Origin of the sequence: Intrasporangium sp., assembly GCF_030452765.1 — a bacterium.
GTDB lineage: Bacteria > Actinomycetota > Actinomycetes > Actinomycetales > Dermatophilaceae > Intrasporangium_A.
In genome coordinates this window covers 1-26,196 of the sequence record NZ_JAKDLO010000012.1, presented here as the reverse complement: position 1 = coordinate 26,196, position 26,196 = coordinate 1, and the positions used below count along the sequence as shown (strand labels likewise).

The 26,196-nt window shown below is 71.2% G+C and carries 23 protein-coding genes; 8 read left to right on the top strand and 15 right to left on the bottom strand.

Annotated features, from left to right (window positions below; genetic code table 11):
* Positions 1-3 precede the first annotated feature (3 nt).
* Positions 4-963 carry an ABC transporter permease gene (locus tag L0H79_RS02880; protein WP_301483039.1) on the top strand — a complete coding sequence of 320 codons (960 nt, stop codon included), beginning with the start codon at positions 4-6 and terminating at the stop codon, positions 961-963.
* 219 nt (positions 964-1,182) lie between these two features.
* On the top strand, positions 1,183-2,352 hold the full coding sequence (locus tag L0H79_RS02875) for a hypothetical protein (protein WP_301483037.1): 1,170 nt from the start codon (positions 1,183-1,185) through the stop codon (positions 2,350-2,352).
* Between the two features lie 51 nt (positions 2,353-2,403).
* Here the strand turns inward: L0H79_RS02875 and prcA are convergent, their stop codons facing one another.
* The 4 genes from prcA to dop all read right to left on the bottom strand — a co-directional run bounded on the left by prcA (position 2,404) and on the right by dop (position 5,847).
* Complete coding sequence (gene prcA / locus L0H79_RS02870) at positions 2,404-3,198, bottom strand: proteasome subunit alpha (protein WP_301483036.1); 795 nt, start codon at positions 3,196-3,198, stop codon at positions 2,404-2,406.
* On the bottom strand, positions 3,195-4,028 hold the full coding sequence (prcB, locus tag L0H79_RS02865) for a proteasome subunit beta (protein WP_301483035.1): 834 nt from the start codon (positions 4,026-4,028) through the stop codon (positions 3,195-3,197). The genes prcA and prcB overlap by 4 nt, the downstream gene beginning before the upstream one ends.
* Entirely contained in the window at positions 4,025-4,231 is a 207-nt protein-coding gene (locus L0H79_RS02860; protein WP_301483034.1) for a ubiquitin-like protein Pup, read from the bottom strand. The genes prcB and L0H79_RS02860 overlap by 4 nt, the downstream gene beginning before the upstream one ends.
* A 95-nt stretch (positions 4,232-4,326) precedes the next feature.
* On the bottom strand, positions 4,327-5,847 hold the full coding sequence (dop, locus tag L0H79_RS02855; RefSeq protein ID WP_301483033.1) for a depupylase/deamidase Dop: 1,521 nt from the start codon (positions 5,845-5,847) through the stop codon (positions 4,327-4,329).
* A 72-nt stretch (positions 5,848-5,919) separates the two neighbouring features.
* Here dop and L0H79_RS02850 point away from each other — a divergent pair, with 72 nt between their 5' ends.
* Together L0H79_RS02850 and L0H79_RS02845 are read left to right on the top strand one after the other, a co-directional pair.
* The gene (locus tag L0H79_RS02850) at positions 5,920-6,909 is read left to right on the top strand and encodes a ribose-phosphate pyrophosphokinase (RefSeq protein ID WP_301483032.1); all 990 of its coding nucleotides are present in this window, start codon (positions 5,920-5,922) and stop codon (positions 6,907-6,909) included.
* Positions 6,906-7,328, top strand: a complete 423-nt coding sequence (locus L0H79_RS02845; RefSeq protein ID WP_301483031.1) for a DUF3054 domain-containing protein — start codon at positions 6,906-6,908, stop codon at positions 7,326-7,328. The genes L0H79_RS02850 and L0H79_RS02845 overlap by 4 nt, the downstream gene beginning before the upstream one ends.
* Before the next feature lie 19 nt (positions 7,329-7,347).
* On the opposite strand, the gene arc is transcribed toward L0H79_RS02845, so the two are convergent.
* The 3 genes from arc to L0H79_RS02830 are packed head-to-tail and all read right to left on the bottom strand — an operon-like array spanning position 7,348 to position 11,419.
* Complete coding sequence (gene arc, locus L0H79_RS02840; RefSeq protein WP_301483030.1) at positions 7,348-9,096, bottom strand: proteasome ATPase; 1,749 nt, start codon at positions 9,094-9,096, stop codon at positions 7,348-7,350.
* 54 nt (positions 9,097-9,150) lie between these two features.
* Positions 9,151-10,218 (bottom strand): tRNA (adenine-N1)-methyltransferase, encoded by a 1,068-nt coding sequence (locus L0H79_RS02835; RefSeq protein ID WP_301483029.1) that lies wholly within the window; start codon positions 10,216-10,218, stop codon positions 9,151-9,153.
* A 43-nt stretch (positions 10,219-10,261) separates the two neighbouring features.
* Positions 10,262-11,419, bottom strand: a complete 1,158-nt coding sequence (locus L0H79_RS02830; RefSeq protein ID WP_301483028.1) for a site-2 protease family protein — start codon at positions 11,417-11,419, stop codon at positions 10,262-10,264.
* Between the two features lie 83 nt (positions 11,420-11,502).
* On the opposite strand from L0H79_RS02830, the gene L0H79_RS02825 reads away from it, so the two are divergent.
* On the top strand, positions 11,503-12,372 hold the full coding sequence (locus L0H79_RS02825; RefSeq protein ID WP_301483027.1) for a PD-(D/E)XK nuclease family protein: 870 nt from the start codon (positions 11,503-11,505) through the stop codon (positions 12,370-12,372).
* A gap of 77 nt (positions 12,373-12,449) precedes the next feature.
* On the opposite strand, the gene L0H79_RS02820 is transcribed toward L0H79_RS02825, so the two are convergent.
* Together L0H79_RS02820 and metH are read right to left on the bottom strand one after the other, a co-directional pair.
* On the bottom strand, positions 12,450-13,139 hold the full coding sequence (locus L0H79_RS02820; RefSeq protein ID WP_301483026.1) for an HAD family phosphatase: 690 nt from the start codon (positions 13,137-13,139) through the stop codon (positions 12,450-12,452).
* A 2-nt stretch (positions 13,140-13,141) separates the two neighbouring features.
* Positions 13,142-16,840 carry a methionine synthase gene (gene metH / locus L0H79_RS02815; protein WP_301483056.1) on the bottom strand — a complete coding sequence of 1,233 codons (3,699 nt, stop codon included), beginning with the start codon at positions 16,838-16,840 and terminating at the stop codon, positions 13,142-13,144.
* A gap of 298 nt (positions 16,841-17,138) precedes the next feature.
* On the opposite strand from metH, the gene L0H79_RS02810 reads away from it, so the two are divergent.
* Both L0H79_RS02810 and L0H79_RS02805 read left to right on the top strand, forming a co-directional pair.
* Positions 17,139-17,990 carry a PAC2 family protein gene (locus L0H79_RS02810; protein ID WP_301483025.1) on the top strand — a complete coding sequence of 284 codons (852 nt, stop codon included), beginning with the start codon at positions 17,139-17,141 and terminating at the stop codon, positions 17,988-17,990.
* A gap of 12 nt (positions 17,991-18,002) precedes the next feature.
* A complete protein-coding gene (locus tag L0H79_RS02805) occupies positions 18,003-19,580 on the top strand; it encodes a protease pro-enzyme activation domain-containing protein (protein ID WP_301483024.1) in 1,578 nt (525 codons plus the stop codon).
* Between the two features lie 30 nt (positions 19,581-19,610).
* On the opposite strand, the gene mshC is transcribed toward L0H79_RS02805, so the two are convergent.
* The 4 genes from mshC to L0H79_RS02785 form a co-directional block, all read right to left on the bottom strand.
* Positions 19,611-20,867 (bottom strand): cysteine--1-D-myo-inosityl 2-amino-2-deoxy-alpha-D-glucopyranoside ligase, encoded by a 1,257-nt coding sequence (gene mshC, locus L0H79_RS02800; protein WP_301483023.1) that lies wholly within the window; start codon positions 20,865-20,867, stop codon positions 19,611-19,613.
* Positions 20,868-20,951: 84 nt separating this feature from the next.
* A complete protein-coding gene (locus tag L0H79_RS02795; protein WP_301483022.1) occupies positions 20,952-21,776 on the bottom strand; it encodes an SCO1664 family protein in 825 nt (274 codons plus the stop codon).
* The gene (locus tag L0H79_RS02790) at positions 21,760-22,302 is read right to left on the bottom strand and encodes a DUF3090 domain-containing protein (protein ID WP_301483021.1); all 543 of its coding nucleotides are present in this window, start codon (positions 22,300-22,302) and stop codon (positions 21,760-21,762) included. Before L0H79_RS02790 ends, L0H79_RS02795 begins: the two co-directional genes overlap by 17 nt.
* Positions 22,299-23,033: an MSMEG_4193 family putative phosphomutase gene (locus L0H79_RS02785; protein ID WP_301483020.1), complete on the bottom strand. Its 735-nt coding sequence runs from the start codon at positions 23,031-23,033 to the stop codon at positions 22,299-22,301. Before L0H79_RS02785 ends, L0H79_RS02790 begins: the two co-directional genes overlap by 4 nt.
* 64 nt (positions 23,034-23,097) lie before the next feature.
* Between L0H79_RS02785 and corA the strand changes: the two genes are divergently transcribed.
* Complete coding sequence (gene corA, locus L0H79_RS02780; RefSeq protein ID WP_301483019.1) at positions 23,098-24,099, top strand: magnesium/cobalt transporter CorA; 1,002 nt, start codon at positions 23,098-23,100, stop codon at positions 24,097-24,099.
* A 22-nt stretch (positions 24,100-24,121) separates the two neighbouring features.
* Here corA and L0H79_RS02775 read toward each other — a convergent pair whose 3' ends face one another.
* Positions 24,122-24,982, bottom strand: a complete 861-nt coding sequence (locus tag L0H79_RS02775) for an undecaprenyl-diphosphate phosphatase (RefSeq protein WP_301483018.1) — start codon at positions 24,980-24,982, stop codon at positions 24,122-24,124.
* Positions 24,983-25,059: 77 nt separating this feature from the next.
* The gene (locus tag L0H79_RS02770; RefSeq protein WP_301483017.1) at positions 25,060-26,118 is read right to left on the bottom strand and encodes an LLM class F420-dependent oxidoreductase; all 1,059 of its coding nucleotides are present in this window, start codon (positions 26,116-26,118) and stop codon (positions 25,060-25,062) included.
* Between the last annotated feature and the right edge of the window lie 78 nt (positions 26,119-26,196).

Sequence of the window (26,196 nt, the reverse complement as noted above, 5' to 3'; positions counted from 1 at the left end):
AGAATGCTGCGATTCCTCGTCCGCCGGCTCGCCTTGGGCGTCGTCGTCATGTGGCTCATCACCATGGCGGTCTTCGCGCTGTTCTTCATCGCGCCCAACGACGTCGCGCGAACGCTCGCGGGGCGGCAGGCCACCCCCGAGGTCGTCGCCCTGATCTCCCACCGGCTGGGGCTCGACCAGCCGATCTGGAAGCAGTACCTCGACTTCGTCGGCAAGGCGCTGCACGGAGACCTCGGCTTCGACTACTACCACGGCGTGCCCGTCACCGAGATCATGAGCGCGGCGTTGCCGGTCACGCTCTCGCTCGTCATCCCGGGAGCCATCATCTGGCTCGTCCTGGGCGTCTTCAACGGGGTCGTCTCCTCGATCCGGCCGCGCTCGCTCCTCGACCGGGGCCTGACCGTCTTCGCGCTCTTCTTCTACTCGATGCCGACCTTCCTGCTCGGCCTGCTGCTGCTTTACTTCCTCTACTTCCGGCTGACCCTGGCTGGTGTGGCGGTCTTCCCCGCCGGCGGCTACGTGCCGCTCGGTGACGGGGTCTACGACTGGTTCATCCACATGGTCCTGCCGTGGTTCACCCTCGCCCTGGTCTCGGCGGCCACCTACACCCGCCTCACGCGAGCCTCCATGCTCGACGTCCTCGGGGAGGACTATGTGCGGACGGCCAGGTCCAAGGGGCTGGGCGAGCGGCGCGTCGTGCTGCGCCATGCCCTGCGGGCCGCGCTGACCCCCGTTGTCACCCAGTTCGGTATCGACGTCGGCGTGGTCCTCGGCGGGGTGGTCGTGACCGAGACGGTCTTCAGCCTGCCCGGGCTGGGCAAGACCGCCATCGACGCGATCAACCAGCAGGACCTGCCCGTCATCATCGGCATCGTGCTGTTCGCCTCGGCAGCCGTCGTCGTCGCGAACATCGTCGCCGACGCCGTCTACGCCGTCCTCGACCCCAGGGTGCGACTGCACTGACCGCCTGCACTGGCCCTTGCCTTCCTACTGCGCCTTCCCTACTGCGCCTTCCCTACTGCGCCACGGCGACACGGATGCCGCCCCCGCTCGCCCTGCTGAGCGGCATCCGGAACCCTCGGGGCGCCAGCGCCGACGCGTCGCCGCGCGCGTTTGCCACAATGGCCCACGTGACCGCATGGCCACACGCCCCCCTCCCCCCGACCCGTGCATTGGATGGTCATGATCGACAGACCCACCTTCAAGCTCTCCCGACGCGGCTACGAGCCCGCCGATGTCGACGAGTTCATCGAGACGCAGAACCGCACCCTCGTCGCGGCGAAGAAGGACGCCTCGGAACGCAGCGTCGAGCTGACCCGGGTCAACGCCGCCCTCGGCGACCTGCGCACCCAGCTGGCCCAGCAGGCCCGCACCATGGTCGAGCTGAAGCGCACCGCGACCGCGGCCTCCGCCGCGCCGAGGTACACCGAGTTCGGTGAGCGGATCGGGCAGATCCTGGCCCTCGCCGAGAGCGAGGCAGCCGACCTGCGCAGCAGGGCCCAGTCCGAGGCAGAGTCGCTGCGAGACCGGGCCACCGAGACGGCCGCGGAGCTGAAGGCCACGACCAGCGCATACGCCACCGAGGCCCGGGCCCGCGCCGACGAGGAGTCGGCCCGCATCATCGCGCAGGCCCAACGCGAGGCGCAGCAGGTCGTCGCCGAGGCGCAGAGCGTCGCCGCAGCCCACCGGAAAGAGGCCGCGGCCGAGTTCGAGGCGCAACGGGCGCAGTCGTCCGCGGTGACCGCGGAGCTCGAGACGAGCCTCGCCGAGCGCCGCGAACAGGCGGCCCGGGAGTTCGCCACCCGGCAGGAGGCCGAGGAGGCCGCGCTCGCCGAGGTCGCCGCACACGCCAAGCAGCTCGCGCAGCGCTCCGAGCGCGAGTCGGCGGACGCTCGCACGCGCGCCAAGGCATCGATCGAGCAGGCCCGGGCCGAGGCCGACGAGATCGTGTCAGAGGCCCGAGACCACGCCTCCCGGGTCCGGGAGGAGAGCGACCGCGAGCTGGCGGCTGCGATGGCCCAGCGCGACAGCATCAGCGCGCAGCTGACCAACCTGCGCCAGATGCTCGCATCGCTCGGCACCGGCATGGTGCCGGATACGGTCGCACCGGCAGGTCAGCAGGGCACGGCCCAGGGCAAGGCGCACCCGCACGGTGCGGGGCAGGACATGCCGAGCACACCGGCGACTCCAAGCGGACCGCAGAAGGCTGGAGTGCAGCAGCAGGCCACCGCAGCGGCGAAACCGGGGGAGCAGGCGAAACCGGGGGGCCAGCCGAAGGCGGAGCAGCCGAAGGGGACGCCGGAGCCGACCCAGCCCGGGGGCCAGCCCAAGCAGGCGTCCCCGCAACGCTGACCCGGCCCGAACAGGACAGGCCCTGGCCGGCCCCGCTGCGGTGTCACGCCGTCAGGCAGGGTCGGTCGGCGGCTCGTCCTCCCCGGTCAGCACGTCGGGGTGGCCAGGATGCCGTTCGTCGGACACCGGTGCCTCGCTCGTGGGGTCGGCCGTGTTGAGCAGCCGCCCGAGCAGGGCACCCTGGATGCGTCGGAAGCTGCGCCTCGGACGTTCGCGGTCGAGCACGGCGACCTCGAGCTGGTCGGCGGCCAGCTCACGCGGGTCGGCACCCTCACTCGCGGGCGCGCCGAGCACACCGACCGCCATCCGCAACGCCTCGGCCAGTGAGAGGCCCGACCGCCAGTCGCGCGCCAGCCGCTCCTCGGCCCGTTCGCTCGCGCCGCCCATGGCGACGTAGCCGTGCTCGTCGGCGACCGACCCGTCATAGGTGAGCCGGAAGATCTGGTCGTCCTCGGGAGTGCGTCCGACCTCCGCGACGACGATCTCGATCTCGAAGGGCTTGCTCTCCTGGACGAAGATCGCTCCGAGCGTCTGGGCGTACGTGTTGGCCAGGGCTCGCGCGGTGACGTCGGTGCGGTCGTAGGAGTAGCCACGCACGTCGGCATAACGGATGCCGGCCACTCGCAGGCTCTCGAACTCGTTGTACCGTCCGACCGCGGCGAACGCGATCCGGTCGTAGATCTCGGACACCTTGTGCAGCGCGCTCGACGGGTTCTCGGCGACGAAGGCGATGCCCCGGTCGTAGCCGAGGACCACGACGGACCGGCCCTTGGCGATGCCCTTGCGCGCGAAGTCGGCGCGGTCCTTCATGATCTGCTCGGGCGGGACGTAGAACGGCATGCTCATCGCGCACCCCCCGGGTTGTCACGCCGGGCCGCGATGATCGCCTCGACGACGCCCTGCAGGGTGTCGTCGGCGGCGAAGCGCACCCCCGAGGAGTCGACGAACGCGACGCTGGGCCAGATCTGGCGCCCGAGGTCGGGGCCACCTGTGGCCGAGTCGTCGTCGGCGGCGTCGTAGAGCGCCTCGACCGCGATCTGCACGCCCTGCTCCTCGCTCAGGCCCGGCCGCCAGAGCTTCTTCAGCGCCCCACGTGCGAAGAGCGAGCCGGAACCGGTGCTGTGATGGCTGCCCTCGGTGTAGCAGCCGCCCGTCACGTCGTAGGAGTAGATGCGCCCCATCGCGGTCTCGAGGTCGAAGCCGGCGTAGACCGGCACGACGGACAGGCCCTGCATCGCCAGGCCGAGGTTGCCCCGGATCATCAGGGCGAGCCGGTTCGCCTTGCCCTCGAGCGACATGAGGATGCCCTCGATCTTCTCGTAGTGCTCGAGCTCGACCTGGTAGAGCCGGACGAGCTCGATGGCGATGCCGGCCGTCCCTGCGATGCCGACCACGGAGTAGCCGTCGGCGGCGAAGACCTTCTGCATGTCCCGGTTCGCGATGAAGCTGCCCATCGTCGCGCGCCGGTCCCCGGCCATGACGACCCCGTCAGCGGTCAGCAGCGAGACGATCGTCGTGCCGTGCGGCGCCTCGATGCTCGCCGAGGGCGGCAGCGAGCGCCCCGACGGGAGCAGCTCCGGGCGATACGAGGCGAGGAAGTCGGTGAAGGACGAGGATCCAGCGGTGAGGTAGGCGTCGTCGAGACGGTGGGCCCGCGGCTCGGGCCGCCCGCTCACTGGCCGCCCTTCTGGACGAAGCCGCGCACGAACTCCTCCGCGTTGGACTCGAGCACCCCGTCGATCTCGTCGAGGACCGAGTCGATGTCGTCGCCGAGGCCCTCCTTCGTGGCGGCTCCTGCCGGGGCTGCCGGTGGCGTCTCCGGCGCGTCGGCCGGCTCGTCCTCGCGGCGTTGCGGCTTGGCGTGTTCCTGGGCGGCCATGACTACCTCCTGCGGCTATGGCGATCCACTACCTCGACCCTAACTCGTGCGGCTGGGTCATCGGTGCCGGACCGCGCTCATCCGACTGTGCCGGGTCACTCCGGTGCGGCCAGCCCGGCCAGCAGCGAGCGCACGTCGTGGCTCTGCTCGAGCAGCTCCCCGACCTGCTCGCGAGTCCCCCGTTCGGGCTCGAGGATCGGCACACGCTGCAGGCTGGCCTGCCCCGGCACGTCGAAGACGACCGAGTCCCAGCTCGCGGAGAAGATGTTGGGGGCGAAACGTCGCACGCAGGTGCCCCGGAACCACGCTCGGGTGTCCTCCGGTGGCCACGCCTGCGCGGCCTTGACCTCCTCGCTGGAGACCAGCTCGCGGGTCCGGCCCCGGTCCCGGAGGCGGTGCACCAGGCCCTTCTCCGGGCGCACGTCGGCCCACTGGATGTCGATGGCGGCGAGCCGGTGGTCGTCCCAGGTCATGCCGTCCCGGGTGCGGTAGCCCTGAAGAAGCTGGAGCTTGGCCACCCAGTCGATCTCGGGCGCGCACGACATGACGTCTCGGCCCAGCCGGGTCAGCACGTCCTCCCACAACGTCATGACCTGCTCGGTCGCCTCGGGGGCCGGGTCGTCGCGGCGGCCGTCGAGCCAGGCTCGGGCCGCCTCGAGATAGGACCACTGGATGTCGAGGGCCGTCATCGAGCGTCCGTCGAGCAGCTCGAGCCGGGTCGTCAGCGACGGGTCGTGCGAGACGGCCTGCAACGCCGCGACGGGTCGCCGGATCGACGGCGGCTCCGCGAGATGGCCGGTCTCGATCATCCCGAGCACGAGCGAGGTCGTGCCCAGCTTGAGCAGGCAGGCCACGTCGAGCTGGTTGGCGTCGCCGATGATGACGTGCAGCCGGCGGAACCGGTCGGCGACGGCGTGCGGCTCGTCACGGGTGTTGATGATCGGCCGCTTGAGGGTGGTCTCGAGGCCGACCTCGGTCTCGAAGAAGTCGGCGCGCTGGGAGATCTGGAAGCCGGGCGCCTTCGAGTCGACCCCGATCCCGACCCGCCCCGCGCCGCAGATGACCTGTCGCGTGACGAAGAAGGGAACGAGGTGCCGGACGATCTCCGGGAACGGGGTCCGGCGTGGCATGAGGTAGTTCTCGTGCGCGCCGTAGGACTGGCCCTTGCCGTCGGCGTTGTTCTTGTAGAGGTTGACCAGCTGGTGGTCCGGCCGGTCGGCGAGCAGCCGGACCGACTCGAGCGCGATCGCGTCGCCGGCCCGGTCCCAGACGACGGCGTCACGCGGGGTCGTCACCTCGGGCGAGCTGTACTCGGGGTGCGCATGGTCGACGTAGTAGCGCGCCCCGTTGGGCAGCACGACGTTGGCCAGGCTCGGGTCCTCGGAGTCGGTCAGCTGCGACTCGTCGGCCTCCGTACGGCTCAGCTGCCAGCCGCGGGCGTCCCGCAACGGGTCCTCGAACTCGTAGTCCCAGCTCGACTGGTTCGACCGGATCCCGTGCGCCGCCGCATAGACGCTGACGACCTGCCCGGAGAGGAACATCGGGTTGGCCAAGGGGTCGCCCGGCACAGAGATGCCGTACTCCGTCTCGATGCCCATGATCCGCCGAACCGTCATGTCCACGACGATAACCGCACCGCCGCCGACTCCAGTAGGCTCGGCCCCGTCCCCGTCGAGAGGATCCCTGCGGTGAACGACGTCGTCGTCTTCAGCGGCTCGGCCCACCCGGCCCTGGCCGAGCGGATCTGCGACCACCTCGGAGTGCCGCTGTCCCCCGTCGACATCAAGCGCTTCAGCAACGACTGCCTCCAGGCGCAGCTGCTCGCCAACTGCCGCAAGCAGGACGTCTACCTCATCCAGCCGCTCGTCCCACCGACCCAGGAGCACCTCATGGAGCTGCTCCTGATGATCGACGCCGCGCGGGGCGCCTCCGCCGGGCAGATCACCGCGGTCATGCCCCACTACGCCTACGCCAGGTCGGACAAGAAGGACGCATCGCGGATCTCCCTCGGCGGTCGCCTCGTCGCCGACCTCATCAGGACCGCCGGTGCCGACCGGGTGCTGACCATGGCGCTGCACGCCCCTCAGGTGCACGGCTTCTTCAGGCTGCCCGTCGACCACCTCACCGCGATCGGGGTGCTCGCCGACCACTTCCGCGACACCGACCTTCGGGACGCCATCGTGGTCAGCCCCGACCTGGGCAACGCCAAGGTCGCGACGCTCTTCGCCCGGCTGCTCGGCCTGCCGGTCGCGGCCGGCTCCAAGCGGCGGGTCGCCGACGACCACGTCATCATCGACTCGATCGTCGGCGACGTGCGGGGGCGGCGTGCCATCGTCCTCGACGACGAGATCGCGACGGGGGGCTCGATGGTCGAGCTCATCGACCGGCTGCGCGACGAGGGCGCCACCGGAGCCTCGGTCGTGTGCACGCACGGCCTGTTCACCGGCAAGGCGGTCGAGCGGCTGCGCGACCACGGGTGGGTCACCGAGGCCGTCACGACCGACACCGTGCCGCGCCCGGCCGACTGGCCGCAGCTGCGCACCATCTCGGTCGCCCGGCTCTTCGGCGAGGCGATCAGCCGGATCCACTACGGCCGGTCGGTCTCGTCCCTGTTCGAGGGGGTCGACCCCACGTACGCTCCCCCGCAGGCGAAGCTGCCGTTCGAGACCACCGTATGAAGCGCCCCGTTCCGCTCCGGCCGCTCGCGTGGCTCGGCCTCGACGTGCTCCTCGTCCTCGGGTTCGCGGCTGCCGGGCGCGCTTCGCACCAGCAGGCCGCGCCGGTCCTCGGGGCGGTGCTGACCGCCTGGCCCTTCCTCGTCGGGACGTTCGTCGGCTGGGGCGTCGTGCGGTCACTGCGGCGGCAGTGGCCGCGGCAGGTCGGCCCGGGCATCACCGTCTGGTTCGCCACGGTCGTGCTCGGGATGGTGCTGCGCCGCGTCACCGGGGCAGGTACCGAGTGGCCCTTCGTGATCGTCGCCTCGGTCACCCTCGCCGTCCTGCTGATCGGGTGGCGGGCACTGCGGCAGTGGCGGCGCAGCAGGTATGCCGCTCACCTCACCGCGCGGGTGCGCGAGCCCTCGCGGGGGGCCCGCTGAGCGGCATACGCGCTCGTGGTCAGAGGTACTGGCCGGTGTTGGCCGTCGCGATGGTCCGGCCCGGCGAGCTGCCGTCCTTGCCCTTGATGAGCGTGCGGATGTAGACGATGCGCTCGCCCTTCTTGCCCGAGATCCGCGCCCAGTCGTCGGGGTTGGTCGTGTTGGGCAGGTCTTCGTTCTCCTTGAACTCGTCCAGGCAGCTGGCCAGGACGTGCTCGACGCGGATGCCCTTCTGGCCCGTCGTGAGGTACTCCTTGATCGCGAGCTTCTTGGCGCGGTCGACGATGTTCTGGATCATCGCGCCGGAGTTGAAGTCCTTGAAGTAGAGGATCTCCTTGTCGCCACCGGAGTAGGTGACCTCGAGGAAGCGGTTGTCCTCGACCTCGGAGTACATCCGCTCGACCGCGGCGGTGATCATGTCCTCGACCGTCGCCGCGCGGTCACCGTGATGCTCGGTCAGGTCGTGGTCGTGCAGCGGCAGGTCGATCGTGAGGTACTTGGTGAAGATGTCGCGGGCGGCCTCGGCGTCGGGGCGCTCGATCTTGATCTTGGCATCGAGCCGGCCGGGCCGCAGGATCGCCGGGTCGATCATGTCCTCGCGGTTGGAGGCACCGATGACGATGACGTTGTCGAGCCGCTCGACCCCGTCGATCTCGGCGAGCAGCTGGGGCACGATCGTCGTCTCCACGTCGCTCGAGATACCCGAGCCGCGGGTGCGGAACAGCGAGTCCATCTCGTCGAAGAAGACGACGACGGGCGTGCCCTCGGACGCCTTCTCGCGGGCCCGCTGGAAGATCAGCCGGATGTGCCGCTCGGTCTCGCCGACATACTTGTTGAGCAGCTCCGGGCCCTTGATGTTGAGAAAGTAGCTCTTGCGCTCGGTCGGGTCGGCGCCCTCCCGCTCGGCGATCTGGCGCGCCAGGGACGCAGCGACGGCCTTGGCGATCAGGGTCTTGCCGCAGCCGGGGGGACCGTAGAGCAGGACGCCCTTCGGGGGCTTGAGGGCGTGCTCGCGGAACAGCTCCGGATGCATGAACGGCAGCTCGACCGCGTCTCGGATCTGCTCGATCTGCCCGACCAGGCCACCGATGTCGTCGTAGGCGACGTCGGGCACCTCCTCGAGGACGAGCTCCTCGACCTCGAGCTTGGGGATGACCTCGTAGACGAAGTTGCTGCGCGGGTCGAGGGTCAGCGCGTCGCCGACCCGGATGTGCTCGTTGCGCAGCGTCTCGGCTGGGCGGCAGACGCGCTCCTCGTCACCGTGCGTGACCACGACGAGGCGACCGTCGGACAGCTTCTCCTTGATCGTCACGACCTCGCCGACACGCTCGTAGCCGTGCACTGCCACGACGTTGAGGGCCTCGTTGAGCATGACCTCTCGGCCGGGGCCGAGCTCCTTGGCGTCGACCGACGGGCTCACCGCGACCCGCATCTTGCGACCACCGGTGAGGATGTCGGCCGTGCCTTCCTCGTCGGCGTCCACGATGAGCCCGAAGGTGCTCGGCGGCTGGGCGAGCCGGTCGACCTCCTTCTTGAGCGTGACGATCTGCTCGCGAGCCTCCTTCAGCGTGCGCACGAGGCGCTCGTTCTGGGTGGACAGGGTGGTCAGGGAGGTCTGCAGATGGCTGAGGCGTGCCTCCAGCTCGCGGGCGCGCTCGGATGCCGAGGAGGCACGGTGAAGGCCGTGGATCTCCGACTGCAGGGCCTCCCGGTCACGGTCGCCCGGCGCGCCGCCGGGTGGTGGCATCCCACGGGTCTCGTCGGTCATGTCGGCCTCCTCGTCCGCGATACCTGACCCTTCGACAGTAACTCGGAATCCGGTCTATCCGTCGGATGTTCCAGTGAGCGAACGTCGCAGACGTCGAATCCGTTTGTCGGACTTGACCCGCTCGCCGAGAGCCTGCGGGGTCCACTCGGTGGCGTCGGGGTCGGGGGTGCCGGCGGTTTCGGGGGTACTGGCTCCGGCGGTACCGGCGGCTCCGGCGGCGGTACCGGCACAGTCTGCGCGCGAGCCCTTGGCGGGACGGCGCGTGCGCTGCGGCGGGGTGACGCCCGGAGCCAGCCGCCGGGTCGTGATGAGGAAGCCGGTGTGACCGTGCATCCGGTGTTCCGGCCGGACGGCCAGGCCCTCGAGGTGCCAGCCGCGCACGATCGACTCCCAGGCGCTCGGCTCGGTGAACCCGCCGTGGGCGCGGATCCCCTCGGCCACCCTGCTGAGCTGGGTCGTCGTTGCGACATAACAGATGAGTACCCCGCCGGGGGTGAGTACATTCCCGACGGCCTCGAGGCACTCCCACGGCGCGAGCATGTCGAGTACGACGCGGTCGACGGTGCCGGGGTCGAGGTGCTCGGCGAGCCGGTCGACGAGGTCGCCGACCTGCACCGACCAGGCGGGGTGGTCTGCGCCGAAGAAGGCCCGGGCGTTGGCCCGGGCGATCTCCGCGAAGTCCTCGCGCCGCTCGAAGCTGTACAGCCGACCGGAGGCACCGACCGCCCGGAGCAGGGACATGGACAGCGCCCCCGACCCGACTCCTGCCTCGACGACGACCGCGCCGGGGAAGATGTCGGCCATCTGGACGATCTGGCCGGCGTCCTTGGGGTAGACGACCGCGGCGCCGCGTGGCATCGACATGACGTAGTCGGCCAGCAGGGGGCGCAGGGCGAGGTACTCGACGCCCGCCGTGTTGCTGAGGACCGACCCGTCGGGCCGGCCGACGAGGTCGTCGTGACGCAGGTAGCCCCGGTGCGTGTGGAACTCACGACCCGGTTCGAGGGTGATCGTGTGCAGACGCCCCTTGGGGTCGGTCAGCTGGACCCGCTCGCCCACCTCGAACACGCCGCGCCGGTGGCGAGACTGCTCGTCGGGGGCGGGCGATGCCGGGCTCGTCATGGCAGGACAGTCTAGGTGTCGCCGTGTCTCGCCATGGACTCGCTCAGCGGTGGCCGCGCCGGGCGAGCTCCGCGCCCACGACCTCGTTCACCCGCTCGGCGCGCGCGACGCCCCGCACGCCTCTGGTCGGCTCGTCGATCACGACGGCGATCGAGAGGGACCGCTCCCCCATCGCCCGCACGAGGTCGGTGAGCACGGCCTCGGGCGGGAGGGCCACGACCCAGTCGCGCTGCTCGGGCTGCAGGGCGGCGGACAGGCTCGTCGTGCCGCGTCGTGACTCCGGGATGTCGGCGAGCGCCGAGCCCGGTACGACTCCCACGGGCCAGCCGGCGCTGTCGGTACCGATGATGACGACGGGTCGTCCGCCCGCCGACGCGGTCGCGACCGCCTGCGCGACCGTGCTCGACGTCGGCACGAGCACGGCGGGGTCGAGGACCGGGTCGACCGGGCCCGCCGTGGCCTCGTGGATGTGGCCGGAGCGGATCGCGTCGGAGGCACCCTTCCAGAGGAAGAAGGCGATCAGGGCGGCCCACAGGAGGGTCGTGAGGTCGGGCTGACGCCCCTGCGCGAGGGGCACGCCGACGAGGTAGGCCACGCCCCCCACGGCGAGCACCCGCCCGAGCCACCCTGCCGCCACGAGCCCGGTGCCCTTGCGGCCGGTCACCTTCCAGACGAGGGCGCTGACGATCTGTCCACCGTCGAGGGGTAGGCCGGGAAGGAGGTTGAACAGGCCCACGAGCAGGTTCGCCCAGGTGACCACCCCGACGAGCAGCTGCGCGGTGTCGCCCCTGACCAAGGGCAGCAGGACGTACCCGAGGGCGGCCAGAGCCAGGTTCGCGAGCGGACCGACAACGGCGATGACGGCGGTCGCGCCCGGGTGCGAGCGCGTCGCGTCGTACACGGTGTGCCCGCCCCACACGTCGGCGACGATGCGGTCGACCGGGTGGCCGCTCCACCGGGCGGCCAGCGCGTGGGCCGCCTCGTGGACGAGGACCGAGACGAGCAGCAGCACGGCGTAGCCGAGCGCGACGAGGTAACCGTAGGCGGGACCGCGACCCACGTCACCGAGTCGGGGCCCGAACAGCACGACGATGACGACCGCGATGATCGGCCAGGACCGGCCCAGGTAGACCGGGGTGCCGCCGAGCGATCCCATCCGCCAGCCGTGCGGCGAACGGGACGCGCCGGGCGGTGTGGTCATGAGTGGGACACTACGACACCGGCTGGGACGAACACACCGAGCAACGGAGCGGCACTGTCGTTGCCGGGTCGTACAGTCGGCGCATGGTCGCAGCCCTGTCACCCAGCCGGGCGTCGGACTTCATGGCCTGTCCGATGCGCTACCGCTTCCGCGTCATCGACCGGCTCCCCTCGCCGCCGACGGTGGCAGCGGCCCGGGGCACCTTGGTGCACGCGGTGCTCGAGCGGCTCTTCGACCTGCCGAGAGCCGAGCGCACCCTGGAGGCAGCCCTGGGCCTCGTCCCGGGGCAGTGGCGACGGCTCGTGCTCGAGGAGCCCGATCTGGCCGACCTGCTCGTCGAGCACGGTGGGGGCAGCAACTCGGCAAGCGCGTCACGCGCCCACTCCGGCGACTGGTTCGGTGGGGCAGGCGCGCTCCTGCAGACCTGGTTCGGCCTGGAGGACCCCACCCGGCTCGAGCCGGCCGAGCGAGAGCTGTACGTCGAGACCGACCTCGACGGCCTCGTGCTGCGCGGATACGTCGACCGGCTCGACCTGGCACCCGACGGCGCCATGCGCGTGGTCGACTACAAGACCGGCAGGTCCCCGTCCGAGCGGTTCGAGGCCAAGGCCCTCTTCCAGATGAAGTTCTACGCGCTCGTCCTGTGGAGGCAGCGCGGCGAGATCCCGAGGATGCTCCAGCTGGTCTATCTCGGCAACGGCGAAGTGCTCCGCCATGTCCCCGACGAGCAGGATCTGGCGGGCGTGGAGCGCAAGATCCGCGCCCTGTGGGCCGCGATCGAGCACGCCGCCCGGACCGGCGACTGGCAACCGAGCCCGGGCCGGCTCTGCGACTGGTGCGAGTATCGGGCGATCTGCCCGGCTTGGGGCGGCACCCCGCCACCGCTGCCCGACGATGCCGCAACCCGCGCCCTCGACCCGGCTGACTCGGGCGCGCTCGAGAGCGCTGGCTGACCGTCCCGGCGGGCTCGGGCCCGGCCAGGACGGCCGGGACACCACGTGGCGGCCTGTCCGGGCGGCGGACCCGGCACTCACCGAGCCGGCGTCCGGCCCGGGGTCGCGCCGTCGAGAAGGGTGAGCAGGTCCGCCGGGCCCACGCCCGCCAGTGTGGGGATCTGCACCGCCCCTACCACCTGCGGCACCGGCACCACATGGGGAATAGCCAGGGTGGGCACGCCCGCTGCCGTAGCCGAGCGGACGCCGGAGGGTGAGTCCTCGAGCGCGACACAGGCCGCCGGCGGCACGTCGAGCAGGCGGGCGGCGGTCAGGTAGGCCTCGGGGTCGGGCTTGCCTCGATGCACCTGGTCGCCCGTCACCATGCCGCGGAAGGACCCGGTCGGAAGCCGGCCGACGACCGTGTCAGCGAGTGACCGCCACGACATCGTGACCAGGACCGAGGGCACTCCGGCCCGGCCCAGGTCCTCGAGCAGCTCCCGGGCACCCGGTCGCCACGGCACCGTGACGCGGACCTGCTCGATGACCCGGGCGAGCAGGGCGTGGACCACATCGGAGACGGTGAGCCGTAGCCCGGTCCGTTGCAGGATCATCCCGGCCGACACCTCGAGAGCGTTGCCGACGAGCGACGCGGCGTCCTCGTCGGTCCAGACACCGCCGTACTCGGCGACGAGCTCATGTTCGGCACGCATCCAGTACGGCTCGGTGTCGACGAGGGTGCCGTCCATGTCCCACAGCACGGCGGACGGGAGGCCCTGGGTGCCCACGGTCAGTCCTCCGGGTCGTAGGCAAGGCTCGCCGACAGCCAGCGCTCGGCCTCCGCCAGAGTCCAGCCCTTGCGGTCGGCGTAGTCGGCCACCTGGTCGCGCCCCAGGCGGCCCACGACGAAGTACTGCGACTGCGGGTGCGAGAAGTACCAGCCCGAGACGGATGCGCCCGGCCACATGGCCATCGCGTCGGTCAGCTCGATACCGGTGTTCGCGTGCACGTCGAGCAGCTCCCAGAGGGTCTGCTTCTCGGAGTGCTCCGGGCAGGCCGGGTAACCGGGGGCGGGCCGCACGCCGACATACTGCTCCTTGATCAGGTGCTCGTTGGTCAGGTGCTCGTCGGGGGCATAGCCCCAGAACTCCTTGCGGACCCGTTCGTGCATCCGCTCGGCGAACGCCTCAGCCAGCCGGTCCGCGACCGCCTCGATGAGGATGGCGTTGTAGTCGTCGAGATCGGCGCGGTAGGCCGCGACCCGGTCCTGCGCGCCCAGGCCGGCGGTGACGGCGAAGCCACCGACGTAGTCGCGGATGCCGCTCTGCCTGGGGGCGACGAAGTCGCCGAGCGAGCGGTTCGGGATGCCCTCGCGGTGCTGGCCCTGCTGACGCAGGTTGCGCAGGATGGCGTGTGGTTCGCCCCGGGTCTCGTCGAGGTACACCTCGACGTCGTCGCCCACGGAGTTGGCCGGGAACAGCCCGATGACCGCGTTGGCCTGCAGCCAGCCCTCGCCGATCACCTGGTCGAGCAGCGCCTGGGCGTCCTCGTACAGCTTGCGGGCAGCGGGTCCACTGGCCGGGTTGTTGAGGATGTCGGGGAAAGATCCCTTCATCTCCCAGGCGTTGAAGAACGGCTGCCAGTCGATGTACCGACGGATCTCGTCGAGCGGGTAGCGATGGAAGACCCGGACGTGCTGGGAGGCGCCGCGCCGGCCGGTGATCGGTGAGACGTCCTGGTCCTGGCGCAGCAGCAGGTGCGGGCGCGGCGGGCGGTAGTCGGACCAGTCGATCGGGGTGCGGCCCTCCCGGGCCTGTCCGAGGGTGAGCAGGGGCCGGTCCTGCTTGGCCGCATGGCGGGCGCGCAGGGCGTCGTAGTCCGTCTTGATGGATGCGAGCAGGTCCGGGCGCCGTTCGTCGCTGAGCAGTGCCGCCGCGGTCGGGACCGAGCGCGAGGCGTCCTTGACCCAGACGACGGGGCCGTCGTAGCGGCCGTCGATGCGCACGGCTGTGTGGGCCCGGGACGTGGTGGCTCCGCCGATGAGCAGCGGGATCGTCATCCCGGTCCGCTGCATCTCGCCGGCGAACGAGGCCATCTGGTCCAGCGAAGGCGTGATGAGCCCCGAGAGCCCGATCAGGTCGGCCGCGTGTTCCTCGGCGGCGGCGAGGATCTTCTGGGCCGGCACCATCACCCCGAGGTCGATGACCTCGTAGTTGTTGCACGACAGGACGACGCCGACGATGTTCTTGCCGATGTCGTGGACGTCGCCCTTGACGGTGGCCATCACGATCGTGCCGTTCGTGTCCTTCTGCGTGGCAACCTCGGGGTTCTTGGCCTTCTCCTCCTCGATGAAGGGGATGAGGTACGCGACGGCCTTCTTCATGACCCGGGCGCTCTTGACCACCTGGGGCAGGAACATCTTGCCCGCGCCGAACAGGTCGCCCACGACGTTCATGCCGTCCATCAGGGGGCCTTCGATGACCTCGATCGGACGGCCCCCCGCGTCATCGATCTCGCTGCGCAGCTGCTCGGTGTCCGCCTCGACGTGCGTGTCGATGCCCTTGACGAGGGCGTGCGTGATGCGTTCGCGGACCGGCAGGGCGCGCCATTCCTCGTCGGCGGTCTCCGGTGTGTCGCCGGTGCGGTTGTAGCGCTCCGCGATCTCCAGCAGCCGCTCGCCCGCGTCGGTCCGGCGCGCGAGCACGACGTCCTCGATCCGCTCACGCAGCTCGGCGTCGACCTCGTCGTAGACGGCGAGCGCACCGGCGTTGACGATCCCCATGTCGAGACCCGCCGCGACGGCGTGGTAGAGGAAGACCGCGTGGATCGCCTCGCGGACCGGGTTGTTGCCGCGGAACGAGAACGACACGTTGGAGATGCCCCCGGACACGTGCGCCCCGGGCAGGTTGGCCTTGATCCAACGGGTCGCCTCGATGAAGTCCCGGCCGTACGAGGCGTGCTCCTCGATGCCGGTCGCGATCGCGAAGACGTTGGGGTCGAAGATGATGTCCTCCGGGGGGAAGCCGACCTGCTCGGTGAGGATCCGGTAGGCGCGGGCGCACACTTGCGTGCGCCGCTGCAGGTTGTCGGCCTGGCCCTGCTCGTCGAAGGCCATGACGACCGCGGCCGCGCCGTACTTGCGGACCAGCCGGGCCTGCTCGACGAAGATCTCCTCGCCCTCCTTCATCGAGATCGAGTTGACGATCGGCTTGCCCTGGATGCACTTGAGCCCGGCCTCGATGACCTCCCACTTCGAGGAGTCGACCATGACCGGGACCCGGCTGATGTCCGGCTCGCTCGCGACGAGCTTGAGGAAGCGGTCCATCGCTACGACCCCGTCGATCATCCCCTCGTCCATGTTGACGTCGATGACCTGTGCGCCGTTCTCGACCTGCTGGGCCGCCACGGACAGCGCCGTGTCGTAGTCGCCGTTCTTGATCAGGCCCCGGAACCGGGCCGACCCGGTGATGTTCGTGCGCTCGCCGATGTTGACGAAGAGGCTGTCCGGCCTGATCGTCAGCGGCTCGAGTCCCGAGAGCCGCATCGCCGGCGCCGGCGTGCCGGGCACCCGCGGGGCCACGCCCTCGGTCGCGTGGGCGATCGCCTCGATGTGTGCCGGTGTCGTGCCGCAGCAGCCACCGACGATGTTGACCAGGCCGCTGCGGGCGAACTCGCCGATCGTGGCCGCCATGGTGTCGGGGGCCTCGTCGTACTCACCGAACGCGTTGGGCAGCCCGGCGTTCGGGTACGCCGAGACGAAGGTGTCGGACAGCGTCGCCAGCTCGGCGACATACGGCCGGAGGTCCTTGGCCCCGAGCGCGCAGTTGAAGCCGATCGCGACGGGTTCCACGTGGCGCACGGAGTTCCAGAACGCCTCGGTCACCTGCCCCGACAGCGTCCGGCCGGATGCGTCGGTGATCGTCCCGGAGATGACGACCGGCCACCGTCTGCTCCGCTCCTCGAAGAGGGTCTCGAGGGCGAAGATCGCGGCCTTCGCGTTGAGGGTGTCGAAGATCGTCTCGACGAGCAGAAGGTCGGCGCCGCCGTCGACCAGCCCCGAGGCCTGCTCGTGGTAGGCCCCGACGAGATCGTCGAAGGAGACGTTGCGCGCACCGGGGTCGTTGACGTCGGGCGAGATCGAGGCGGTCCGGTTCGTCGGGCCGATCGCCCCGGCGACCCACCGCGGGCGGGCAGCGGTGGCGAACTCGTCGACGGCCGCACGGGCGAGGCGCGCACCCTCGAGGTTGAGCTCGTAGGCGAGGCGCTCGGTGCGGAAGTCGGCCTGGGCGACCCGGGTCGCGCTGAAGGTGTTCGTCTCGACGATGTCGGCCCCTGCCTCGAGGTACTGCCGGTGCACCCCGCGGATCAGGTCGGGCTGGGTCAGCACGAGCAGGTCGCTGTTGCCCTTGACGTCGACCGGCCAGTCGGCGAACCGCTCGCCGCGCCACTCCCGCTCCCCCGGTGTCTCTTGCTGGATCATCGTCCCCATGGCCCCGTCGATGACGAGGATGCGGTCGCGAAGCGCCTCCGTGAGCGCTGCGGTGGCGTCGGGTCGGGGCAGGCTGGAGTCCGGCAACGGAGCTCCTCTCTGGGCTGCTGGCACAGCGGGTGAGGACGGGGGGGACGCCTGATTCTACGAAACCTCCCGTGCGGGCCCGTGGCCGACCGTGAACCCGCGTGGGCGACTCGGACGTGACACGCCCGCCGCGCCCGGCTCAGCGGTGCGGACCGGCATAGGCTGGAGACGTGGTCGACGCGCCGGCCACGACCGCCGTCAAGGAGACCAGGTGCTCGACTTCGAGGAGCTGCCGCAGCTGCACGACCCGATCCTGATCGCGGCCTTCGAGGGATGGAACGACGCCGGCGAGGCCGCCACCGCCACGGTCCGCCACCTCGCCGAGTCATGGGATGCCGAGGTCGTCGCGGCATTCGACCCCGAGGACTACTACGACTTCCAGGTCAACCGGCCGCGAGTCGTGACCGAGGACGGGCGGCGCGTCCTGGTCTGGCCGACGACACGGATCCTGGTGGCGACCGAGACCGGGTTCGACCACGACGTCGTGCTCGTGCAGGGCATCGAGCCGTCCACCCGGTGGCGGGCCTTCTGCGTCGAGCTGCTCGAGCTCGCCGACCAGCTCGGGGTGCAGGCGATCGTCACGATCGGCGCACTCCTGGCCGAGGTGCCGCACACCCGACCGATCCCGGTGACCGCGACAGCCGAGGACGACTCGGTCCGGCAGCGCTTCGACGTCGAGGCGAGCCGCTACGAGGGCCCGACCGGGATCGTCGGCGTGTTGACCCACATGGCGGGCGAGCTGGCGATCCCTTCGCTGTCCGCGTGGGCGGCCGTGCCCCACTACGCCGGCGGTCCGCCGTCGCCGAAGGCAACCCTGAGCCTGCTCAAGCGGGTCGAGTCGCTGCTCGGGATGCGGGTGCCGCACGGCGACCTCGAGGAGGACGCGCATGCCTGGGAGCGGGGTGTCGACGAGCTGGCCCGCACCGAGGACGAGGTCGCCGAGTACGTCCAGTCACTCGAGGAAGCCCAGGACACCGCCGACCTGCCCGAGGCCAGCGGTGACGCCATCGCGCGCGAGTTCGAGCGGTACCTGCGCGGGCGTGACGACGATGCGGGCCGCTGAAAGGAGCCAGACATGCCCAGAGACAGGATCCCGGTTCCGGGCAGTTCCCGCGCCCTGCCCGAGTCGACTCGTCTGCTCGGCCGCATCGCCCGCGACGAGCAGGTGGAGGTCACGCTGGTCCTGCGCCGACGTGCCGATCTGCCCGACCCGGCGAGGAGTGCACGGCTGACCCTCGAGGAGCTCGAGACGAGATACGGGGCAGACCCGGCCGACGTCGCACTCGTGACCGACACGGTCACTCGCGCGGGCGCCACCGTCATCGGCACCGACCGGGCAACCCGCCGGATGCGGGTCTCCGGCGCAACCGCCGACCTCGAGGCGCTCTTCGGCACCACCCTCACGCGCGCCCACGTCGAGCACGAGGGCACTATCCGGCAGGTCCGGATGCGCACCGGGGCGATCAACGTGCCGGCGGAGCTCGACGGTGTCCTGACGGCGGTCCTCGGTCTCGACACGCGGCCCCAGGCGCAGACCCAGTTCCGCCCCGGCATGTCCGTCTCGCCCGGTACCAGGGCGAGTGCCCCGGGGACGAGCTACACGCCGCTCGATCTCGCGAGGATCTACCGGATGCCATCCGGGACCGACGGGTCCGCGCAGACTCTGGCCATCATCGAGTTGGGTGGGGGCTACCGGGTCAGCGACCTCGCGCACTACTTCGACGGGCTCGCCACGCCGATGCCTCAGGTGACGGCTGTCGGGGTCGACGGAGCGACGAACGCGCCCAGCGGGGACCCGAACAGCGCCGACGGCGAGGTCGTGCTCGACATCGAGGTGGCCGGGGCCATCGCTGCGCGGGCCTCGCTGGTGGTCTACTTCGCTCCGAACACCGACGCGGGCTTCCTCGATGCCGTGAGCACCGCGGCCCGCGCAACTCCTGCGCCCACGGCGATGAGCATCAGCTGGGGGCAGGGTGAGGACCAGTGGACGCCACAGGCCCGAGCCGCGATGGACGATGCCTTCGCCGATGCGGCGGCGCTGGGCATCACCGTCACCGCCGCTGCGGGTGACCACGGCAGCGCCGACAACACGGCCGGCACGGGGGTGCACGTCGACTTCCCGGCCTCGAGCCCGCACGTCCTGGCGTGCGGTGGGACCAGCCTGGTCGCAGACCCGGCGACCGGCGCCGTGACGAGCGAGACCGTGTGGAACGACGGTCCAGGCCGGGGCGCGACGGGGGGCGGAACCAGCGACACCTTCCCGCAGCCCGGCTGGCAGGACGGTGCGCAGGCCGCGTCGTCGGTCCACGGCCGCGGGGTCCCCGACGTCGCCGGCGACGCCGACCCTGCCACGGGGTATCGGGTCTACATCGACGGAACCGATGCCGTCTACGGAGGGACGAGCGCGGTCGCGCCCTTGTGGGCGGCCTTGGTATGCCGCCTGGCCCAGTCGCTTGATCGCCCGCTCGGGCTCGTCGCCGCACGGCTGTACGAGGGGGTCCGGCCGGGGATGGCCCAGCCCGGCTTCCGCGACATCACGAGCGGCACGAACGGGGCATACCACGCAGGGCCCGGCTGGGACCCGTGTACCGGACTGGGTGCGCCTGATGGGACAGCCCTGCTCGACGTGCTGGCGGCCGGGTCGGCGACCTGACCGCGGCCCGTTCCCAGGAACGCGTCCGGGTCAGAGCCGGATCCCGAGCAGCGCATCGACCGCGCTGCGCAGCAACCGGGACGCGTCCGGATCCGTGCCACCGTCCCTCAGCGCCCGGCAGGCCCACCGGTCCACCGCGGCCAGCGCCCGTGGGCTGTCGAGATCCTCGGCCAGGGCCACCCGGATCTCGCGCACCGTCTGGTCCGCGTCCGGGCCGCGCCCGGCCGCCAGCGCCTCGCGCCACCGCCGCAGGCGCTGGACCCCCTGCTCGAGCACCTCATCGGTCCACATCCAGTCGTCCAGGTGGTGGTGCTCCAGCAGGGCGAGGCGGATCGCCATCGGGTCGGTTCCGCTGCGGCGAAGGGCCGAGACGAGCACGAGGTTGCCCTTGGACTTGCTCATCTTCTCTCCGTCCAGCCCGACCATGCCCTGGTGCACGTACGCGCGGGCGAACGTCTCCTCCTGCGCCAGGACCTTCGCGTGCGAGGCGCTCATCTCGTGGTGCGGGAAGATCAGGTCGCTCCCGCCGCCCTGCACGTCGATCGGGATGCCGAGCCGATCCATCGCGATGCAGGCGCACTCGATGTGCCACCCCGGCCGCCCCGGCCCCAACGAGGCGCCGTCCCACTCGGGCTCGCCGATCCGGGCTGCGCGCCACAGCAGCGGGTCCAGTGGGCCACGCTTGCCGGCCCGGTCGGGGTCCCCGCCGCGCTCGGCCGAGAGCGCGAGCATCGTCGCGTCGTCGTAGTGGCCGACGGAACCGAACGTCGGGTCGCTGGTGACGTCGAAGTAGTAGTCGCAGGCTCCCTCGAGCCGAGCGTCCGACGCTGCCACCGGATAGGCCGCCCCCCGGGCGACGAGTGCCTCGATCGGGGCGATGAAGCCGGGGATGCATTCCACGGCGCCCAGGTAGGCGTCGGGGGCGATGACGGCCAGGGCCTGCATGTCCTCACGGAACAGGTCGATCTCGCGGACCGCGAGGTCACGCCAGTCGAGGCCGTCACGCGCGGCCCGCTCGAGCAGCGGGTCGTCGATATCGGTGATGTTCTGCACGAAGGACACCGCGACGCCGGAGTCGCGCAGCACCCGGCCGAGCAGGTCGAACGTGACGTACGTGGCCGCATGGCCCATGTGGGTGGCGTCGTAGGGCGTGATCCCACAGACGTAGACGGTGGCGGTGTCGCCCTGCGCGGCAGGCAGCTGTGATCCGGTGGCCGTGTCGCGGACGAGGACTCGTGGAGCACGCCCGGGGAGGTTGGGGATGCTCGGCGACGGCCACGACTTCACCCCGGCAGCCTATCCGGCGGCGGGGTCAGGACTGCCCCCGCCCCCGAGCCTCGGGGCCTCGTGCCCGGGGCCGGCCGGAGCGGGTCAGAGCGGCGGCCAGGGCACCGACGGCCACCCACCCGAGGGCTGTGGGTGCCGCCGGGAGCGCAGCAGCCCGCGCGTGCGCCGACCGAGGGCGAGCACGTCATCGGCCGGCAGCAGGATCCCGAGCGCAGTCGCCAGGGCCTCGAGGTGCAGCGCGTCCTCGAGGCGGGCCAGCCGCTGCAGGTCGCCGTCCGGGATGGGCTCGCCGGCCCACCCCCACAGGACGGTGCGCAGCTTCGGCTCGGTGTGGAAGCAGACGCCGTGGTCGATCGCCCAGAGCCGGCCGGTGTCGTCGCGGAGGCAGTGCGAGCCCTTGCGGTCGGAGTTGTTGAGCACCGCGTCGAGCACGGCGAGCGAGCGGACCTCCGGCAGGTCGACGTGCACGACCGCGACCTGCTGACCAGTCGTGGTCTCCCCGTCGAACACCTCGAGCCACCCGGCAGGCACCCGGCCTGCGGGCACGACGCTGACAACCGTCTCGTCGTCGACCGGGTCGAAGGGATCCCCGATCCACAGCTGGACCGAGCCGGGCCCGAGCGGCCCCTCCCGGAGGATCGTCGGCGGTACGAGATCCCAGCCCCCGAGCCGAGACACGAGGTGGGCCGCGACCTCACGGCCGGCGAGCGTACCGTCGGGGAAGTCCCAGAGCGGCCGCTCGCCACGGATGGGCTTGTAGATCACGTGGTGACCGGTGCCCGCGAGCCGGCAGAGCAGGGCCCGGTTGGACGACTGGGCGACCCGACCGACGACCTCGAGGTCTGCGGTGAGGTCCGGGTCATCCGGCCTGGTCGGCTGGGCGTCGCCCGGCTCAGCGCTTGTAGCCATTGGCCCGCGGGCAGATGTGGCCCTCAGGGTCCAGTGGCCCTCCGCAGAAGGGGCACGGGGGCCGGCCGGCCGAGACGAGGGCGGCACCGCGGCGGGCGAAGGCGCGGGCGGCTGCCGGCGCCAGTGTCACCCGCAGCGAGTTGCGGTCGAGGGCGGCTGCCGCGCCGTCGTCCTCCGGGAAGTCGTCCGGGTCGTGGTCGTGGCACTCGATGACCATCAGGTGGCGCTCGTCGTCCCAGGAGAGCGCCAGCGTCTGGACGCGCCAGTCCTCGTCGAAGGGCGTCACGAGTGGCTCCGCGTCCTCGGTCGCGCCGCCGGGCGCTCCCGGCTCGGCTGCCTCGGTCGGTGCGAGCTGGTCGAGCACGTCGTTGATGCGGTCGGCGAGGATCTCGACCTGCTGCTTCTCGAGACCCACCGTGAGCAGCTGCGTGCCGTCGGTCGCCTGGAGGTAGAACGCCCGCTGGCCGACCGGGCCGACCGTTCCTGCGACGAAGCGCAGAGCCGGGTCGAAGTCGTGCAGCGTCATGGATTCGACCCTATCCCGACGCTCCCGGCCCCACCGCCGACGACGGCGTCACCGGCTGCGGTCACTGCTGCCTCCGCGGGCCGCAGCCCACCCAGGTCGCCGCCCGTGTCGTTGACCCTCAGGACGATCGGCCGGCGGCTGGTGTAGTGCACGACGCTGACCGACCCCGGGTCGACCTGGATGCGCTGGAAGTCGTCGAGGTGCGCTCCGACGGCGTGCGCGAGCAGGGACTTGATGACGTCGCCGTGCGAGATCGCGACCCAGACGGCGTGGGGGCCATGCTCGTTCGCGACGTGATCGTCGGTCTCCCGGACGGCACGCAGCGCGCGCGACTGCATCTGCACCAGCGACTCTCCAGGGTATGCCGCGGAGCTCGGGAACGCTGCCTCGCTCGGCCGGTCCTGTACCACCCTCCACAACTCGTCCCGGGCGAGCTCCGCCAGGGCCCGACCGGTCCATGCGCCGTAGCGGCACTCCCCCAGTCCCTCGTGGATGCTGCGCGGCACCGGTCCGAGGGCGGCGGCGATCCGGTCCCCGGTCTGGACGCACCGGTCCAGGGGGGAGCTGACGATCCGGCTCACCGTGAGACCCGCACCGGCGATCCGTCTGCCGACCGCCTCGGCCTGGCTCGCTCCGGCCTCGTCGAGGAACACCCCGGGCATCCAGCCGGCGAGCGTCCCGGCCGTGTTGGCGCTCGAGCGTCCGTGGCGGACGTAGAGGACGGTGGGCACCTCGCCAGCGTAGACACAGCCGCCGGGCCGCGCGCGAGCAGCCCGGACGTGGTGAGGTAGGGGGGTGATCGTCGACCAGGCCATCTACCGGGACGGGCAGCGGCATCCGTGCACCGACCTCGGTGACGAGCTCGACCGGCTGCAACACGGTGAGGACGGGTTCCTCTGGATCGGGCTCAAGGACCCGACCGCAGAGGAGTTCGCCCTCGTCAACCGCAAGCTGCACCTGCACCCGCTCGCCGTCGAGGACGCGGTCAAGGGCCGCCAGCGCGCCAAGCTGGAGCAGTACGAGTCCTCCCTCTTCGTGGTGCTCAAGACCCTGCGCTACCTCGACGAGACGAGCGACATCGAGACGGGCGAGCTGATGCTCTTCATCGGCAACCGGTTCGTCGTGACGGTACGGCGCGGCGAGGGCAACCCGCTGGCCGGGGTGCGGCATGCGCTCGAGAGCGACCCGGACCGGTTGCGCTTCGATGCCAACGGCGTCCTGCACGCGGTCATCGACTCGGTCGTCGACAACTACCGACGAGTGGACCAGGAGTTGCGGCGCGACCTCGAACAGATCGAGCAGGCCGTCTTCGGCAGCTCCGCCGGAGGGGACGCCAACGTCATCTACCGGCTCAAGCGGGAGGTGCTCGAGTTCCGGCGGGCGGCCGGCCCCCTCGCCGAGGCGCTGGAGGAGTTCCTGGGCCGCGGCGCCGGCCGGACCTTCGAGCCCGACCTGCACCACCTCTTTCGGGACGTCATGGACCATCTGCGTCAGGTCGTCGACCACACCGACGCCTACGACCGGCTGCTGACCGACATGCTCAGTGCCCACCTGGCCGGGGTGTCCGTCAAGCAGAACGAGGACATGCGCCGGATCTCGGCCTGGGTCGCCATGGCCGCGGTGCCGACCATGATCGCCGGGATCTACGGGATGAACTTCGACTTCATGCCCGAGCTGAGCTGGCACGTCACGGTGGGCGGTCACGAGCTCTACCCGGGCTACTTCGTCGTGCTCGGCGTCATGGTCGCCATCTGCATCGTTCTCTACCGGGCGTTCAAACGCTCCGGCTGGCTCTGAAGTGGTGCGCGGGCGCGGCCGCTCAGGTCGCGCTCATCCACCCGCCAGCCAGGGCAAGCACGAGCACCGCGCCGAGCACGACCCGGTACCAGACGAAGGCGAGCAGACTGTTGCTCGCCACGAAGCGGAGCAGCCAGGCGATCGACGCGTAGGCGACGACGAAGGCCACGACCACGCCCACGAGCATCTGGCCGACACCGAAGCTCGTCAGCTGGGCGCGCTCCTCGACCGCCTGGAAGAGGCCTGCGGCCGTCAGCGCCGGGATGGCGAGGAAGAAGCTGAGCCGGGTCGCGGTGACGCGGTCGATGCCGCGGGCGAGACCGGCCGAGATCGTCGCGCCGGACCTGGATACGCCGGGCACGAGCGAGAAGCACTGGACCAGGCCGATGACGAGTCCGTCGAGGGGGGTCACCGAGTGCTCGCCGCGCACCACGCCGCGCCGGTCGAGCCTCGTGTGCATCCGCTCGGCGACCACCATGACGACCGACCACAGGACGAGGGCCGCGGCGACGACCCAGAGGCTGCGCAGGGGGCCCGCGATGACGTCCCTGGCGAGGAACCCGACGATGCCGAGGGGGATCGACCCGATGACGACCGCCCACGCGAGCCCGTAGTCGGGGTCTCGCCGGGCCTGCTCCCGCGCCAGGCCACGGAACCAGGCCATCGCGAACCGCACGATGTCGCGCCAGAAGTAGAGGAGCGTGGCGAGGATCGCACCGAGCTGGATGATCGCGGTGTATGCCGTGACGGCCGGGTCGTCGACCTGCAGCCCGAGCAGCTTCTCGGTGATCGTCAGGTGGCCGGTCGAGGAGACCGGCAGGTACTCCGTCACTCCCTCGACGACGCCGAGGATGATCGCATCGAGGTAGCTGAGGTCAGGCACGCGTCTTCCGCCCAATCGGTCGTCGGTCTCGTGGAGGCGGCCACGGCGCAGGTCGGCGGACGGGCCAGTCGGGAAGCCTAGTCGGTGCCCGGCACCATCTCGGCCAGCGCCGCCAGGACGGCGCGCTGGCCCTCTCCGGTGGGTGCGTGGGGCGCTACCGCGAGCGTCGTGACACCGGCGTCGGCGTAGCGGCCGATCCGTGAGGCGATCCGGTCGGCCGGGCCGATGAGCGCCGTCTCGTCGATGAACTCGAACGGGACGGCGGCCGCTGCCTCCCGGTGCCGGCCGGCCAGGAAGAGGTCCTGGATGCGGGCGGCCTGCTCCTCGTAGCCCATCCGGCAGGCGAGCCGGTTGTAGAAGTTCTTCTCCCGGGAGCCCATCCCGCCGACGTACAGCGCGCAGTAGGGCCGCACGGCCTCGGCCGCGCGCTCGAGGTCGTCGTGGAGCACGACCGGCACGGTCGCGACGACGTCGAACCCGGACATCGGCGCGGTCGGCTCGGCGCGACCGGAGGCGCGCCGCCCCTTCTCGACTGCGGCGAGCAGGTCGCCCGAGTGTTCCGGGCTGTAGAAGATGGCGAGCCACCCGTCGGCGATCTCGCCGGTCAGCTGGAGGTTCTTCGGACCGACCGCCGCGAGGTAGAGCGGCAGATCGGCCCGGTGCCCGCGGATGGTCAGGCGCAGCGCCTTTCCTGGGCCGTCCGGCAGCGGGAGGCTCCAGAACCGGCCCGAGTGCTCGACCGTCTGACGGGCCAGGACCATCCGCACGACCTCCACGTACTCCCTGGTCCGGGCCAGCGGGGCCTCGAACCGTACACCGTGCCAGCCCTCGCTCACCTGCGGCCCCGAGACGCCGAGCCCGAGCTGGAAGCGTCCGCCGGAGAGCGTGTCGAGGGTTGCTGCCGTCATCGCCGTCATGGCGGGTGTTCGCGCGGGGATCTGCAGTACCGCGCTGCCGAGCTTGACCCGCTCGGTGCGCGCTCCCACCCACGACAGGACCGTGACCGCGTCGGAGCCGTACGCCTCGGCGGCCCACACGCTGTCGAAGCCGAGCCTATCGGCCAGCGCGGCGTTCTCGATGAGGTCGGTGGGTGCGCTGCCGGGCCCCCAGTAGCCGAGGTTGAGGCCGAGTCTCATCGGCTGACCGCCCTATCTCTCATCGTCCTCGTCGTCCTCGTCGTCCTCGTCGTCCTCGTCGTCCTCGTCGTCCTCGTC

Bases quoted from the DNA above. Each gene is read 5' to 3' on its own strand.
- L0H79_RS02880 (WP_301483039.1), top strand. From the start codon at position 4: ATGCTGCGATTCCTCGTCCGCCGGCTCGCCTTGGGCGTCGTCGTCATG.
- L0H79_RS02875 (WP_301483037.1), top strand. From the start codon at position 1,183: ATGATCGACAGACCCACCTTCAAGCTCTCCCGACGCGGCTACGAGCCC.
- prcA (WP_301483036.1), bottom strand. From the start codon at position 3,198: ATGAGCATGCCGTTCTACGTCCCGCCCGAGCAGATCATGAAGGACCGC.
- L0H79_RS02860 (WP_301483034.1), bottom strand. From the start codon at position 4,231: ATGGCCGCCCAGGAACACGCCAAGCCGCAACGCCGCGAGGACGAGCCG.
- dop (WP_301483033.1), bottom strand. From the start codon at position 5,847: ATGACGGTTCGGCGGATCATGGGCATCGAGACGGAGTACGGCATCTCT.
- L0H79_RS02845 (WP_301483031.1), top strand. From the start codon at position 6,906: ATGAAGCGCCCCGTTCCGCTCCGGCCGCTCGCGTGGCTCGGCCTCGAC.
- arc (WP_301483030.1), bottom strand. From the start codon at position 9,096: ATGACCGACGAGACCCGTGGGATGCCACCACCCGGCGGCGCGCCGGGC.
- L0H79_RS02835 (WP_301483029.1), bottom strand. From the start codon at position 10,218: ATGACGAGCCCGGCATCGCCCGCCCCCGACGAGCAGTCTCGCCACCGG.
- L0H79_RS02830 (WP_301483028.1), bottom strand. From the start codon at position 11,419: ATGACCACACCGCCCGGCGCGTCCCGTTCGCCGCACGGCTGGCGGATG.
- L0H79_RS02825 (WP_301483027.1), top strand. From the start codon at position 11,503: ATGGTCGCAGCCCTGTCACCCAGCCGGGCGTCGGACTTCATGGCCTGT.
- metH (WP_301483056.1), bottom strand. From the start codon at position 16,840: ATGGGGACGATGATCCAGCAAGAGACACCGGGGGAGCGGGAGTGGCGC.
- L0H79_RS02805 (WP_301483024.1), top strand. From the start codon at position 18,003: ATGCCCAGAGACAGGATCCCGGTTCCGGGCAGTTCCCGCGCCCTGCCC.
- L0H79_RS02795 (WP_301483022.1), bottom strand. From the start codon at position 21,776: ATGGCTACAAGCGCTGAGCCGGGCGACGCCCAGCCGACCAGGCCGGAT.
- L0H79_RS02790 (WP_301483021.1), bottom strand. From the start codon at position 22,302: ATGACGCTGCACGACTTCGACCCGGCTCTGCGCTTCGTCGCAGGAACG.
- L0H79_RS02770 (WP_301483017.1), bottom strand. From the start codon at position 26,118: ATGAGACTCGGCCTCAACCTCGGCTACTGGGGGCCCGGCAGCGCACCC.